Below are 15,028 nucleotides of genomic sequence, written 5' to 3'. Positions count from 1 at the left end.
CCACGCTGATGGCGGACACTTCGGCTACGATTTGAGCGTCACTCAGGACACCCGCGCAACGTGTCCGCCATCGCCTGGAACGCTGTCCGCGATGGGAATGGAATCACTGTCCGCCATCAGTGGAATGCGCAGTACCTATTACTAAAGGCCGACGTCGATCGAACTACTCGGCAAGATGTAATGTGTGCCGCAACGGTCGCCGTTGCTCAAGTACTGCCCTTCGTCCGGTGGCCGAGGTCCGTTGAAGGTCGCTTTGCCTTCATCCTCGATTCAGCTCAGAACTACGCCCGGCTTCAACTGCCCCCATCACTTGTAGCTGTCAGCTCAATCAACGTCCCCGCTCCCGCGCTTTCCCTGCATTCGCTCAAAAGGCTCGCGGGGCAGGAAGTCGACGATCTCGCTTCAAGCGGACACCCCACAGGCTGGTATCGCCAGAGCCGCCAGAACTCAATGGACGAGGGCTTGGAGGCCATATCGAAGGCCCTGAATAAGTACTCAAATCAAACGCTGCGACTGGGTGAACGCCGACTCCGCGCGATTGAGAGCCGCCGCGAAATCTCCGCAGCCGCAGCCCGCTGGACGCCATTTTCAGGCTGGCTCCGTGACTGGATCTGCGAAGAGCTTGTGCGAACCCGAGACGACGTCCACGGTCGCTACCAGATCTCGTCCCTGGCAACCTACTACTCTACCCTCAGTCTTGCTCGGCGAAGGGTGCATCTTCTGGGAGAACCCGAAGACTGGACTCGAGACGAATGGATCTGTTTTCTTGAGTGGACCCACCAACTGGCAAGTCCATCGTCGATTCAGGAGACGCATGGGCTGTGTGAGCGCGTTCGCCACGCCGCCCTGGCGCTGGTTCAGAGTCTTCGCCGCCGTCAGATTCAGGTGCCAATGGAAGTGCTGGAGCTCCTTCATGAGCACGCTGATCCGCTCCCCGGAGGCTCCAGTTCTAGCGTGCTGGTGCGTCGTTCGGACGTGACACGGGCAGTACAAATAGCTCAGTCTTGGGTATCAGAATCCCCAGTGGACAACCTCTTGATTCAAATCAGGGCGGCACTTAGTCAAGAGCTTCCTTCCCGCGCAGGAGACCTCTCCAGTTTGGCGTGGAATTGCCTGACCCCGGGTGGTGGCATCGTCATCAGCAGGCAAGGTTACAACCAGCACAAAACCGAGAACGCAATCCGCGTCGTCCGCCTCGGCTCTGCTTGTGCAGCCCAGCTTCACGCACTACGCGCGAACCTGGCAAGTTACGTAGGGGCGCCCGACCTTTTGCTGCGCCTACCTGTCCGCTTGGTCTCTCATTCGCGCCCTGACTGTTGAATCACTGCTGCGTCACTTGCCGATCGGCCCCGGTTTCGTGCGTCAGGTTAGTCTAAACGCAGCTGCGGTGAGGAAAGCGCGGTCCCGCAATCGCAATGCATTTTCTGGAGCAGTGGCACATCAGCCGTTCGACGAGTGGTCATGGTTGCGGCAAGGCTTGGTGCGCCGCATGGTGAAGCATCCGCAAAAACCAACCAGAACAGTAGCGCCAACGACACTGCAGCACTCCCAATCACGGCGTGTGTCGCGCCTCGATTCCGTGCGATATCTGATCGTGCGAACGCTCGGACTGACCAAACATCGCGCCATCGAGAGCACGGGAATCCCTGTTTCGGCGGCGCTTGAACTGGAGGACGTCGTGCCCGATGACGATACGAAGGCCGAACTCGCCCGGCGTGTCCGGAACTCCGCGCGGCAGCGAGGGGTCGACGCAAACATCAATGTTGCTCGATCGGGCGATGGACTTCAGATCGTCGAGTGGGTCCTCGGTCTGGATCGAGACACCCTCGAGTTTTTTCGACTGTGCGTGTTGCGGGAGAGCGCAGCACCGACAAAGTTCTACCAATACCCCATTTGGCAGCCCATCCTGGAGTCGATGCCACTGAGCTTTTCACTTCTGCTCAGAAGGGGAAAGGCGCACCTGACTACTGAGGAATTTCGCTTCCTCCGCAGTTTCGATGATCAGTTAAAGCTGAAGGTCGATGAAAGCATTGGTGAACGCCCGGTTGTCTCTTTGGCTCCCCGAGCAAAAGAAAACCAGGTCCTCACCGCGAGGTTTACGGCGGTGCTGAGGGTCGCTCTATTTGTCATCTCCAACCTGAAAGAAGAAGAGTAGCTATGCGAACTGAAATCTGTCCTACCCACGGCGACTTCTGCACGTCGTTTGAAACCCAGATTCATATAACAAATTCAGATGTCGAGGTACTAGAGCAAAATTGCCTTGGACAGGGAAAACTTGCTCTCAAGGATGGCGCCACCCGTCTGCTTCCAATTGCGCACCTTATCCGGCTCCTCAAGGACGCAGAGAGCAAACTCCAAGGGGTGCATGCGCACCCGCGCGACCTGACCCTTGTCGGCGTGCGCACTGAAGATGCCCAGGGACTGACTTTGTTCGTGGCGCGCAAGGCGACTCGCCAGCGGCGTCTGGACGAAGACCTTGCAGAAGAAACTCATGCTGAGCGTGAATGCGCCAAGGGCCTGGTGTGTCGGATATCCCCATTGATCGATCGCCTCCACGAGAGGCAGCTGTCGACCGAACAACTGTGCACTGCGCTTTCTGCAGAGGCTGATCCGGCTCGTGCCCGGGCCGCGTTTGTTTCTTTGGCAAGCAGCTCAGACCCGATCACCGATGGGGCCAAGATCATCCACGAGGGAACGAACGACCAGCCCAAACGATCCGTTCAAGTTCAGGGTGCTGAAATTCATCGAGTGGTTGGGCGGGTGGTAAGTGTCGATCAGGGCACGCGATCATGCCGCGTACGGCTTGCGTCACTGCCCGAGCCCTCTTCAATCTTCACGGAGAAAGACATCGGCGTCAGGGTGTTTGACGTGGCGCTTGTCGAAGACGTGGGCTGGTTACTCGCATCCCTGGCAGCTTCGCTCAGTGAATCTCTCGAGATGAAATTGACCATCAACGCGAAATTCGACATCCGGGGCGGGGTCAACTTCTCGGCAACTCTGGTCGGTTTTCCGGACGCGAAGAAAGCGAGCAAGAGGCTCGAGGCGGCGCTCGCGGAAAGCATGGCTAGTCTATTTTAGTGACACCTCCGCCACAGTAACAGCAGACTATTCCTGCTCGAAGTTGGCGGAGCGGAATTTCAGCACCCCGCAGTTCTCTTTGATGGTCCGCTGCAAGCCTGCCTCAAACCCATCGCGCGTGCGCGCTTCGATTTCTACGGTGACGGTGACGTCGACCCCACTCTGAGCCGCAAAGTGCTGAATCACCTCGTTCACAATGGTCGAAAAGTCCATGGTTGCCGTCGTGGCATCCACCTCCACCAGTCCAAAGAACCGGTTGGGCAGTGCCACCGCAGCAGTCGACGCACCGGTAGCTTCTGACTTGGAAGCCACCGGACGCTGGCCGGACGAGGACGCGCCAGGCACACCGCTGCCGACATTGGAGGGCACCGCTTGCTGTGCTGCACGCTCGCGCTGCTCCGCATCCAGCTTCTGTTGGTACTCGATGGCCGCCGCCTGGCTAATGAGCACGGTGTCGGCATCCATGGTGACCAAAGCAGAGTGGCCGAAGGAAAACCCCAACCAACGGTCACCATCCTTGCCTGCCGCGTAGCCAAACCCGTCACGGGTGGCGCAACCTGCCGTCACTGCCTGCACAAACACATCAGAGTTCAGCAAGCGTGGCAGGTACAGGTACTGGCAACTGTCTTGCCACACCTTCAAAGCCGAGACATCGGTGACGCCCTCTTTGAAGTACCACTGGTTCAACACCCGGTTCAGGTGGACGGGCGACCACGCACTCACCAGCCATTCTTCTTCTTTGAGCTTGCTCTCAATCGCATCGACCACGCTCGGTGCAGACGCCGACAAGGCCACAGCCTCCCAGCGCAGCGTCAGCTTGCCCCGCACCATCTCTTCGGTGGGCACCATCAGCCAGCGATAGGTCTCGCGCACCATCTGCTTGACGCCATCCTCAGCACCGTCCATCGCGCGCTTGGCCTGATCGGCCTGGTAGGTGCCCAGGTCGATACGGCGGTTTTGCACGTCTTCCACGATGGACTTCCATGCCAGATAGGTTCGCACGGCATCGCGCAGGCGCTGCACGGCATCACCATCGGGCGCCAGGAATATCAGGCGGTTGCGTTTCAGCCGTGGCGCATCGCCCCGCTTTTCCAGCACCTCAGTGGCCGCCAGCAGAGCCAGCGATTCATCTTGCTTGCGGTAGCCCGCATTGGGCGGCAGCACCACCAGGCGCGGCCCCAAGCCAAAGTCATCGGGCACGTCGGCAGACGGCGTGAAAACGTGGATACCCGCAAAGTGGTTGCCCTTGGAAAACACCCGGCCCACGCGGTCGCGCAGCAGCGGCATCACGTCATCAGCGTCTTTCAGGTTGGCCTTGCGGCTTTCCATTTCGCGGCGCAGGTTGGGACGCGTGTCAAACCAGTAGCTGTCCTTTTCACCGTACAGGTAATGCAGCCGATCACGCAGGCGTTTGATGACATCCTCATACGTGCCCACGGCCTGCCCTGGCTGCACAGCACCCAGCAAAATGCCTTCTACCCGAATGCCCCGCACAGCCTGCGCAGCGTTAGACGGCGCACTGCCCAAGAAGATGGTGCGCGCCACGCGCCGCGCAGCCTGCAAGCTGCCAAACCGGGTGTCGTGCCCGTCAATGTCTGCCGCCGCAGAGCGCGGGCCATCCATCTCTCGCTCAATCACTGGCTCCCAGCCATTGGGCAGGTAGTGGATGCTCTTGTTGCGCACCAGCGCATCGTCCAGCGGCAACGAGCCCGGCATGATGAGCGGGTCTTTGTCACGGCTATCCCACAGCCTGTGGATGACGATGGCCATGTACTGCAACACCCCGCGCGTGCGCTGAAACTTGTCCAGCGTTGACCAGTCCTCGTACAGCCGGTCAAACACCTCGGGGTGAATCGGGTAGGCGTGCGCAATGCGCTCCTCGTAGCGCGCCTCCTGCGTCTCGCTGGGGAACTTGGTGGGGTTCTGGCGGTACAACTCGCCAAAAGCCCGCGCCGTGGCGTTCACCTGCGCGGGGTCGCCCACGGTGTCAAACAGCCGCCTGCGCACAATCTCGAAGGCCTCTTCCGCTGCCACCGGCTTCCAGACCGATTCAACGCGGCCAAAGTATTTTTCCAGTACATCCAGCGCGCGCTGGCCCTGCGTGCCTGCCGCCTCGGTTTCTGACTGCGGCAACGAAGCCAACAAGATGGCGTTGGGCACGCTCTTCATCGCCTCGGTCAGCGCCTGGATGAAGGTGATGTTGCTGTCAAACGTGCCGCCGGGGTAGCTCTTGCCCGGCTCCAACTGGCGCACATAGGCCACCAGCTCGTCCAACAGCACCACGCACGGCGCCGCGCGTTGCAGAAGCGTAGTCAGCACGTCTTTGCCGGGGGACGTACCCGCCTGATCGGCATCGTCCAGCAGCGCATAGCCCTCGGCCCCCAGCAGCTGCACCGCCAGGTCTCCCCACAGCGTGTTCACCGTGGTGCCCGCATGCGAGCGCGGCAGGCTGGGCGAGAACTTGATGCCATCAATCACCGCCACCCGCGCCTGCGGCAGCGATGTCACACCTGCGGCATCCAGAATCGGCGGGATGCCCGCCAGCTTCTCGGTCGGGCACTGGCGGCTGGCCAGGTGGTACACCGCCAGCAGCGTATGGGTCTTACCGCCACCAAAGGCCGTTTGCAGTTGGATCACCGGGTCGCCACCCCGGCCCGACAAACGCTCTGCCACGCTTTGCAGCAACAGGCGCATGCCCTCGGTGATGAAGGTGCGGGCGAAGAACTTCTCCGCATCCTGGTACTCAGGCTCCGCCGTGCCTGCATGCACCTGCGAGATGTCAGCCGCGAACTCGCTTTGCTTGAAAGTGCCTTCCAGCACGTCCTTGTGGGGGTGGGCGACTTCGCGCCAGGGTTTTATGGTCATGAGGTGCGTATTTCAAATGGCAACCGTATTCCACGGAAGCACGCTGTTGTGTTGTCCCAGGCTGCCAACGGCACAAACTGGTTTTGCATCCACTTGCTTGACCGCTCTGCGCAATTGGATATCGGCATCGGCGGACTCAACCACTTGCGGGAACAGCCGGTGGGGACGGGCTGATTGGGCTAGTTGCAGCGCCACGCGGATTTGCCTGGAACCCAGTGCCTGCTGCGCCAAAGTACGCTCTCGCTGCGCCTTCGCACTGACGCGCGCAACCGACAAACCTGCCAAGGTATCGCGTGCCTTATCCGCCACCTCCGCAAATACAGAACTGGGTTTGCGTCGCCTGTTCTGTCGGTAGTCTTTCACCTCGATCAGCCACAAGGTCTGTGCGGGGTCTAGCGCGATTGCATCCATGGCCTTGACGCCACCTGCAAAGTTCTGGAACTGCGTCTGGTGAAAGTCGGAGTCGTCGTACTTCCACACCCACCACCCCGCAGGCATGGTCAAGCGCATGCCATCCACATCTGCCGTCCGACTCATGGGTTCGCCTCCATGTACCTGTCGCTCTGCTGCAAGCTCTCGTCCAACAGAACCAAAGGCTCGATGTCGGCGATGTCCGTGCTTTGGGTCACGGAGACCGGACCATCTTTCTTCTGGCGACCCAAGCCAAAGTACTTGTTGGGAACCTGGTTGGCATATCCTTGAGTTGACCTCATCTGCAAGATCTCGAACTCGCGCAGCAAGAAGAGACTGTGCGTAGCCACCACCACCTGCACCCCGGCGTTACCCAGTGCATATAAAGCCTCGGCCAGCAGCTTCAACGCGGCGGGGTTCAGGTTGGCCTCTGGCTCGTCCCAGAACAAGGTAGAACCACGCTCCACCACGCTGTAACGCAGCAGATAAATGAGCATGGCCAGCTTACGATAGCCCTCTGCCATCAAAGAAATGTCCATCTGCGATCCGTCAGCGCGCTCGAAGACCAACTCCCCCTTTTCCAGCTTCAAGTCTCCGCCTAGTAGGCTCTGCATGCGCTGGGCCACAGCCGACATCAACGGCGGTCTGTCGCGTGGCTCCAATGTGGACATGGCGACGGCCAAATCGCGGTAGCTGATGTCCAACGGGAAATCACGGTACTTATCGAACAAGCCAATCAGTCCCTTAAACAGAGAGACCATTTCTTTGCTAGGCACCAATACCTGATGCGGGAACACAGCCCCTTGCTCTCGGGCGTAGTTCACATCGACGGAAAATACCGACGCATCGACTACTGCTTCATGGTTCTCGCGCTTAATCCCAATCTTCCAAGGCATTGGAATTTTTGTGGCTGCAACAAGCCATGAGGCGTGGACCTCAATGCTTGCCCCGCTCTTCGAACCACGCCTCAGCAATGCAGAGAGATCATTGACCTGGAAGAGGTCTGCGAGGCGCTTAGCCAAATAAGCTTGAACCCAGTCTTTGTTGACGGTCAGACGCTCGCTGGTAAGGTCAGGCCACGCCCGAGAGAACAAATACGCTAGTTTTAAAACATGGGTCTTGCCAGCACCGTTCTCGCCCAAGATGACGTTCAGGCCAGGAGAAAACGTGAACTTAGTGTCCTTGCCAAACACTGTGAAGTTGCTGATCGAGAGTGATTCAATCATGGCTATTCCTTCCTGTGTTTTTATGCCTCAAACCCCAACTGTTCCCCACGCGGCCCCTGCTCGCGGCTGGCTTCCAGCACGGCGTGCCAGGCGGTGATGAGTTCGTTGTAGGCGCGGGCGTCTTCGGCCCACTTCTTGCGCTCGCACAGGGTGTACAGGTGATACGCCAGTTGGCGAATGGGCTCGGCCTTGTCGGGCATGGCGGCCAGCAGGGCACCGGCTGCGGCTTCGCCCTGGGTGTTGAGGGCGCGAATCAGGTGGTGCGTGATGGTGTCGGCGCTGGCATCGCGCGGGCGGCAGACCAGCACGATGCTGGATGCCAGGGCGTTGGTGCCCGAGCCAATCATGCGGTTGCCCAGCTCGGTGCGCATGGGCCAGGTGCCAGTGAGGGTGAAGCCCGCGCGCAGCACGGCCTCCAAAAACGTCTCCCAGCCCGTGCTGTGCGTGCCGCTTTCTTCCTTGGTGTCGCTTTGCTTGAAGGCGTAGTAGATGGTGACTGGAAAGGCTGGGTGCGCCTGCGCGGCCAGGTTGTGCATCGCCGCTGTCATGCCATCCAGAAAGAACGTCTCGGCTGCTTGCTTGCTGCCGTGGCGGTACGGCGTGGCAATCAGCTCCTCCGCCTTGGGTACGGCCAGCGTGGCATAGAGATTCGGGAAGATGGGGCGCAGGCTGCGGCGCAACCAGACGTAGAAGAAGTCGGACAGGTCGGCGTAGCCAATGTTGTCGTAATAAGGCGGGTCGGTGGAGATGACTTTGTTTGCGCTGATGGTTTGGGATTGGGCATCGGCTTGGGAGGCTTCGCCGTGAGCGTGTTCCTTTGTCACAACAACGCCTTTTGAACTGTACTCAAGCGAGTTATCCCAACTCCCTGATTGACCGGAAAACGGGTTGGCTTCGGCAAAATCCCAGGACATAGGCAGCGCTTGACGTGCGAAAGTGTTTCGCATCTTGGTGCCCCAGGTAGCGCCACCTGCATCCCAAGTACACAGCGAACTCATCCTGTCGGTCAGGCTGCTTGCGATGAACCCCAAATACAGCCCCACCGCCTCCGCATACGCCGTAGCACCGCTGCCGCCAGCATCCAGCCCCCGGCCATCGTCGGGCATGCCGGCGGCCAGGGCGTCGGCGCGGACGCGGGTGATGGCTTCGGGCACCAGGTCGGAAAACGTGGTCAGCGCGACCAGTTGGCGGGGGGTGAACAGGTCGCCGAACTTGGTTAATCCATATAGTGGCGTGAACATTGAGCGCTTATCGGGCGGTATATCAGCTTCGGGACGCCATGTTGGCTGAGCCTGCTGGGCAATGGCTTCCTGCTCAGGCAAGGGCGACAGATAAATGCGGCCCCGCGCGCCCTCCGCCACGATGGCCATCAGCCTAGCCCCCATGCGGCCGGCCACACCTTCGGCCTTGATGTAGGCGGGCTCAATCGGCGCGTCTGACATCACGCAGCGGAAGTTGGCGCCGCGTGCCAGCTTAGTGCCGTTCTTCGCCCCCTCCGGCGGCGTGCCCGTGCGCACCTCGAAGCGGTAGCCGTCGCCCTCCACGACGGGCTGCACATACGCCTCCTTGCCCGCCTTGCTGCTCAAGATGAAGGTGCTGGCCAGCGGCACGTCCACATGGCTGAACGCGGGGTTGGGGCTTTTGACGGTGCGCGCCCACAGCCAGGCGATGACGGTGAGCTTTTGCCCCGGCTGCAGGCTGGCCAGCCCTTCATTTTTCAAGCTTTTTTGGCCACCAGCGCTTGCTGGATAAGCGCCACCAGCTATCAATTCAGGAGTCACCACCACCTGCGGGTACAGGTGGCCAACGCGCTGCTGCGCCTGCTCGCGCATCCAGGCGCCGTAGCGGCGTACATCTTCGGCCAGGCCGCGTGCGCCGCGCCAGTCGTCAAAGGCGTCCTTGGTCGCCTTTTTGGTGCCGCGCTCGGCCTCGATCTGCGGCCCCACCGGCGCGCGGCCCGCAAAGCGCGGCGGGATTTCGATCATGGCCTTGTTGATGGTGACGGCCACGGGGTTCAGGTCGCTGGCGTGGCTCTTCAGCCCCAGGCGCTGCGCTTCGAGCGGCAGCGCGCCGCCGCCGGCAAAGGGGTCGTGGAAGGCGGGCAGCACGTCGGGGTCGAAGCCGGGCTTGCCTTTGTTCAGCTCGCAGGTCTCGCGCCAGCCTTTGGCAATGGCAGCGCGGGCCCGGCCCAGCACCTCTTCGTTGTTGGTGTTTTCCCACTGCACCAGCTCGCGCAGGATCTGGAACAGCTCTTCACGCTCGGCATCGGCCTGGGCTTTGGTTTTGCCGGCGTAGTAACCGCGCTCGCCCCCCGGGTCGTTCACCATCTGCGCAAAGATGACGGCCCGCGCTGCGGCCAGTGGGCGGCGCGCCCACCACAGGTGCAGCGTGCTCGGGTGGCCGTGGCGGATGGACTTTTCGCGCGCACTGGCGACGTTGATGTCGTCCAGCGGCAGGGCGACTTCGATGAGTTTTTTGGGTGTGCGGATGGACATGGGTTCAGTTCAAGGCCAGGCCGGCATGGCCCGCAACTTTCTGCGCCAGGCGCAGGAAGTCGTCGTGACAGGCGCGCACGGCCTCGATGTGCGAGCCAATGGCGCCGTCCGCAGAGCGCAGGGCGAACATGGGTTTGCGCGCGTCCATGGCCATGGGCATGAGGCTGCGGTAGTGTTTGAGCAAGGCCAGTGCGTACGGGTCTAGCGACGGCCGAGGGGCCGAAGCGGAGGATTCGTTGAGTACGGCTTCTCGGTACGTGGCAGGAATGCGGTCTACCCAGCGCTGGTACGACTTGACGGGGCGGCTTTCGCGCACGCCGTGTTGGCTGACGACATAGCCAATTGGCTGCATTTGGCCAGAGGGGATGGCGAGGCCCGCAGGTGACTTGGGCACCAGTTCCTGCCAGGTTTGCCGCCACTCACGCAAGGTGGGGCCAAGGTTTTTCAGGCCTTGCAAGGAAAACAGGTCGGCGCCCAGCGGTACCACCACTTGGTCAGAGGCGATGAGGGCAGCGCGGTTGATGGCGCCGAGGTTGGGGCCTACGTCGATGAGGGCAATGTCTGCGCCCCCTTGCACACCAGACTGCGCGCCTTGGAGCACAACGCGGTGGAACGCCGTCATGGTGCGAAATGCGGCCTCGTCGCGGTTGTGGCAGCGCGGCCAGGCGTCAGAGAGTTTGTCCTCGAAGCGCGATAAGCCCAAATCACCAGGCACCAGGCCCAGCCGGGGCGTCATCATCTCAAGGTGAGGCTGTGCAATGTCGCCAATGCCGCGCAGGATGGGCGCGATGGCACCAAAAACGGTCAGGGGATGATCACCATCGGGCCACAGCGCTTCCAGGCGATCCTCGTCCAGGAACATGGAGGTGAGGTTGGCTTGGGGGTCCAGGTCTACCGCCAGCACCTTCAAGCCACGCTCGGCGAACATCCAGGCCAGGTGGTAAATCAGCGACGTCTTGCCGACGCCGCCCTTGTTGTTGAAGAAGGCAATGGTTTTCATGCGGCCCTCTTGTGGATGGTGACGAGGAAGACTTTGTCGTCGATGTCAAACGTGGCTGGCGGATTGCCGTTGGCGGCCAAAAGGTCTTGCGCCCGTTGGATGCCGTAGCCGTAGCGGTTGACGTAGTCCATGGATTTCATTGCTTCGGCCAGTACGGGATTGCGGTAGCTGTTGCGGCGGGTCAGTGTGGCGGCTGTGACTTCTCCGTAGAGGCCGCCAGGACTCTGGATTTCGATGCGGTCGTGGAACCAGTAGAAGCGCACCGGCGTGGTGGATTGGTAGTCGCGGTGAATGATGGCGTTGTGGAAGAGTTCGCGCAGCGCCCACTCGGGATAGTCGGGCCGGGGCTGATCGCGGAAGCCTTCACCTTGCGTGGATGCAACTAGGTTGTGCGCCACGATCTTCTGGTACATCGTTTCCACGATGAAACGCAGGTCGCCCGAGATTTCCTTTTCATCGTCGGGCCGGTCGGTCATGGTCGGGCCCGGGAACTTCAAGAACTGTACGTAGGCGCCCGGCAGGAAGTAGCGGGGGTTGGTGCCGAACAGCAATACGCCTGCAACCGTCGGTTTAGCCGCTGTGAGGTCGAAGCAACGCAACGAGGCCAACTTTTCCTCGGGGGTGCGGTGGTTGGCAGCGATGACTTCGGCATCAATGGTTTGCATGCGGTATTCATCGAACAAGCGCATGGTCAGATCGTGCAGACTAGCCTCTGGCACCGGGTGGGCGTCAAAGGTAGTCAGGAGGCTGGCACGGCGCTCGGACAGTACGCGTTCTTCTTGCTCGTTGGCAATGCCTTTGCGGGGACCAATGCGAATATAGACGCGCCCCTTGTAACGAATTGGGGGCACTGTGGAGGGCTGAACCTCGACCACTGCGACTTCCCCCTGTGGAAGTACGAGCTTTTCAACCGACATGGCAGGTGGAGGCAACACGTTGCCATCCGAGCGGATGGCCGCCAGATTGCGCAGCAATTCGTCCGTCACTTGCAGTCCCGAAAGACTCCCGTCGTCGTTGGCGCCGACGATGAGGTAACCAGGCTGTCTGTGGCCGGGATAATCGTTCCCGAAAGCGCAAATTGCCTGTGCGAACTTGTCGGTGTTGTTAGTCGATATGGTTCGTTCAATTCTGTCTGATTCCAAATCGGTGAGTAATTCTTGTACGAACTCTGGCGTCAACATAAATAGGCCTCTTGTCAAGAATAGAAGCTTAGTGGACAGTGCGCACGTTGCAGCAACAGCCATAAGTCAAGATTTTTGCTGGCCTCAGCCCAATCTGGCTCCTGGGTGAATGGCATGGGGATGTAGTTCACCGATTCGGCGCTGTCGCCGTCCACCACCACCACGGCCAACACGAACTTGTCTTTCTGGTTCAGCCCGTGGCGAATCTCGTTGCTGGTGACGGTAATGGTGTCCTGCCCCTTGGCGCGGCCTTTGACTTCAATGTGGTGCTCCAACGCCAGCCCCTCGGACTGCTCGACGTAGGCGGTGATGTCCCAGCCGCACTTTTCGGCGGATACGTCTTTGGTGCGATGGCCCAGGGCGTGTTCGGCGTCAAACACGGCTTGCATGGCAATGCGCTCGATGCGTGCACGGGCTGCGGCGTCGGCACTGAAACCAGGCACACCGCTGCGTTGGGCCAACAGCCCTGCGGGGATGACCAGCGCCCCGCCGATCACATTGGGCGTGCCAGACGCCACGCTGCGCATGGCTTGGAGTTCAGCGGTGCGCTGTTTGAGGCGCGCGCTCAACTCCTCGGCACGGCGGCGGGCGTTCTCGGGTTGCAGGCGGGGTTGCTTGCCTGCGCGCACGTCCATGTCCAGCCGGATGGCGCGGTCTGACCAGTGTTGGATTTCTTTGACCAGGCGCTCGCGCACGGCGGCCAGTTGCTTGTCGGCCTGGCGCTCACGGCGGCTGGCAACTTCTTGCGTGTGCTCGGGCACCAGGTTTTCCACAGCGTAGGCCAGTGCACGGGCTTCGATGTGGTGGGTCACCCAGTCGGCCTGCAACACGTCGGCCACCTGGGCGGCCTGTGCGGTGGTGATGGGTACCAGGTCAAGGTGGCGGGCAAACGGCGCGGGGTTGGCGGTGCCGTCTGCCGTCATTTCCACAAACTGCAAGCGGCGGGACACGTCACGCGGGGTGCTGCCGTTGGGCGCAGCGGTTTCGCGCACGCTGTGGTCCAGCATGAACAGCACGCGCGGCGCGGTGCTGTCGTCGTGGGGATCGACCAGGATGGCGCCGCGTTTGAGCAGGTTGCGGTGGCTGGACAGCACCAGGTCGGTGACGGCAGCCATGAGGGGGTGGCCTGGGTGCACCAGTTCTGCCGTGGGCTTGCCGTAGATGGTGCGGTGCTCGCGGTCGAAGCAAATGCGCTCGTACTTTTTCAGCACCGGGGTGCGGGTGTGGCCGATCACGCGGTCGCGCTCCATGACATCGGCAGGAACGTGGCGTACCTCGTAGCGGCCCGCCTCGCGGTCGCGCAGCTCGCCGCCCACCACCCGGAATGCTTCGCGGAAGAATGCACTGATGAAATGCGGTTGGAGCTTGCGGGCCTCGGCCTTGTCCATCTCCTCGCGGATGGCATAGAGGTCGTCCAGGCTCATATGGTTTTCGACCAGGGCATTGCGGGCCATCAGGTCTTTCAGGTGCTGGGTGTCCAGCGCCTGGCCGATCACCTGTTCCATGCGGGCGCGGGTTTCGGGCTTTTCGCCGTAGCGGATGGCGTCGATGAGTAGGTCTTTGAGCGAGATGTTGTCGAAGGCTTCACCCAGCACGTTGAACACCCGCCCACCCAAGGCCTCGCGTTCCACGGCCAGCTTTTCAAGCAGGCAGTTGAACACCTCGCCCTCACGGGTCTGGGCCGCCACCAGGTTCCACAGGTGGCACACCTCGCGCTGGCCAATGCGGTGGATACGGCCAAAGCGCTGCTCCATGCGGTTGGGGTTCCAGGGCAGGTCGTAATTGACCATGAGGTTGGCGTTTTGCAGGTTGACGCCCTCGCCCGCTGCGTCGGTGGCCAGCAACACCAACACGTCGGGGTCGTTGCGGAACGCCTCTTGCACCTTTCGCCGGTCATCGCGGTTGATGCCGCCGTGGATGGTGACCACAGCCTGTTCACTGCCCAGCGTGTCGCGGATGCGCAGCAGCAGGTAGTTGAGCGTGTCGCGGTGCTCGGTGAACACGATGATTTTGCGGCGGCGGCCATCGGCGGTGCACATTTCGGGCTCGTCTTGCAGCAGGCGCGAAAACTCTTCCCACTTGCGGTCACTGCGCGATTGCACGACGGATGCGGCGGCACTTTCCAGCTCCCGCAGGATCAGGATTTCGGCTTGCAGCTCAGGAATGGTCTCAGCGGCAGTGGCCTGGTCCACCACCTGGTCGGCCACTGCTTCGTATTCCTCGGCGCTGAGTTCGTCGGCTGCATCATCAAGGTCGTCGGGCAAGTCCACCTGCCGCTTGACGACGTATTCACCCAGGTTCTCGCGCAGCACGTCGGCGCGGGCTTTGAGTTGCAGCTCGTCAAGGCGCGCTTCGAGCTTCTTTCGTCGGCGCGAGAGCGATGTGTAGATGGCCTGCGGGCTGGATGCCAGGCGGCGCTGCAACTGGGTCAGGGCGAAGCCCACAGTGCCCTTGCGCTTACCATCCAGCCGGTCCGCGCGGTCCATTTCGTTGCGCACGTAGTCGGTGACCTGGTCGTACAGCAGCACCTCGGCATCTGACAGCGTGTAGTTGCCCGCCACGGCCAGGGACAAACGATGCTCGTCGTGGCGGAAGATGGTCTGCTCATCAAGCTTGCCTTGGGCGTTGCGGTAGGCCACAAGGCGGGCACTCGGGCCTATCTCTTCGACGTTGACAACCTTGACGACTTCATCTGGGACCAGCCCGGTGATTTGCGCGTCCTTAGCGATTTCTTCGAGTTTGAGCATGCGCGCCTGGGTGCGTTGAACGGTG

Annotated in this window: 10 protein-coding genes; 3 read left to right on the top strand and 7 right to left on the bottom strand. The window is 61.2% G+C overall.

From position 1 onward, the window contains the following. Window positions 1–60: 60 nt before the first annotated feature. From MRB47_RS02580 to MRB47_RS02570, 3 genes are read left to right on the top strand one after another with little or no spacing between them, the layout of a single operon-like run. Complete coding sequence (locus tag MRB47_RS02580) at window positions 61–1,320, top strand: hypothetical protein (RefSeq protein ID WP_252101819.1); 1,260 nt, start codon at window positions 61–63, stop codon at window positions 1,318–1,320. Between the two features lie 16 nt (window positions 1,321–1,336). Next, window positions 1,337–2,155 (top strand): hypothetical protein, encoded by an 819-nt coding sequence (locus tag MRB47_RS02575; RefSeq protein ID WP_252101818.1) that lies wholly within the window; start codon window positions 1,337–1,339, stop codon window positions 2,153–2,155. A gap of 2 nt (window positions 2,156–2,157) precedes the next feature. Beyond that, on the top strand, window positions 2,158–3,078 hold the full coding sequence (locus MRB47_RS02570; RefSeq protein WP_252101817.1) for a hypothetical protein: 921 nt from the start codon (window positions 2,158–2,160) through the stop codon (window positions 3,076–3,078). A 27-nt stretch (window positions 3,079–3,105) separates the two neighbouring features. On the opposite strand, the gene MRB47_RS02565 is transcribed toward MRB47_RS02570, so the two are convergent. From MRB47_RS02565 to MRB47_RS02535, 7 genes are read right to left on the bottom strand one after another with little or no spacing between them, the layout of a single operon-like run. Next, complete coding sequence (locus MRB47_RS02565) at window positions 3,106–5,943, bottom strand: ATP-binding protein (RefSeq protein ID WP_252101816.1); 2,838 nt, start codon at window positions 5,941–5,943, stop codon at window positions 3,106–3,108. 12 nt (window positions 5,944–5,955) lie between these two features. Then, window positions 5,956–6,480, bottom strand: coding sequence for a hypothetical protein (locus MRB47_RS02560; protein WP_252101815.1), 525 nt, complete (start codon window positions 6,478–6,480; stop codon window positions 5,956–5,958). Next, window positions 6,477–7,580, bottom strand: coding sequence for an AAA family ATPase (locus tag MRB47_RS02555; protein WP_252101814.1), 1,104 nt, complete (start codon window positions 7,578–7,580; stop codon window positions 6,477–6,479). The genes MRB47_RS02560 and MRB47_RS02555 overlap by 4 nt, the downstream gene beginning before the upstream one ends. 20 nt (window positions 7,581–7,600) lie before the next feature. After that, entirely contained in the window at window positions 7,601–10,075 is a 2,475-nt protein-coding gene (locus MRB47_RS02550; protein ID WP_252101813.1) for a DUF1156 domain-containing protein, read from the bottom strand. Window positions 10,076–10,079: 4 nt separating this feature from the next. Beyond that, entirely contained in the window at window positions 10,080–11,075 is a 996-nt protein-coding gene (locus tag MRB47_RS02545; protein ID WP_252101812.1) for a ParA family protein, read from the bottom strand. After that, complete coding sequence (locus MRB47_RS02540; protein ID WP_252101811.1) at window positions 11,072–12,256, bottom strand: ATP-binding protein; 1,185 nt, start codon at window positions 12,254–12,256, stop codon at window positions 11,072–11,074. The genes MRB47_RS02545 and MRB47_RS02540 overlap by 4 nt, the downstream gene beginning before the upstream one ends. Before the next feature lie 14 nt (window positions 12,257–12,270). Continuing rightward, the gene (locus MRB47_RS02535; RefSeq protein ID WP_252101810.1) at window positions 12,271–15,003 is read right to left on the bottom strand and encodes a helicase-related protein; all 2,733 of its coding nucleotides are present in this window, start codon (window positions 15,001–15,003) and stop codon (window positions 12,271–12,273) included. Window positions 15,004–15,028 lie beyond the last annotated feature (25 nt).

The sequence above is a fragment of the Diaphorobacter sp. LI3 genome (assembly GCF_022807955.1).
Taxonomy (GTDB): Bacteria; Pseudomonadota; Gammaproteobacteria; order Burkholderiales; family Burkholderiaceae_C; genus Diaphorobacter; species Diaphorobacter nitroreducens.
Note: the sequence above shows the minus strand (reverse complement) of the source record. Positions and strands in the feature narration are given on the sequence as shown.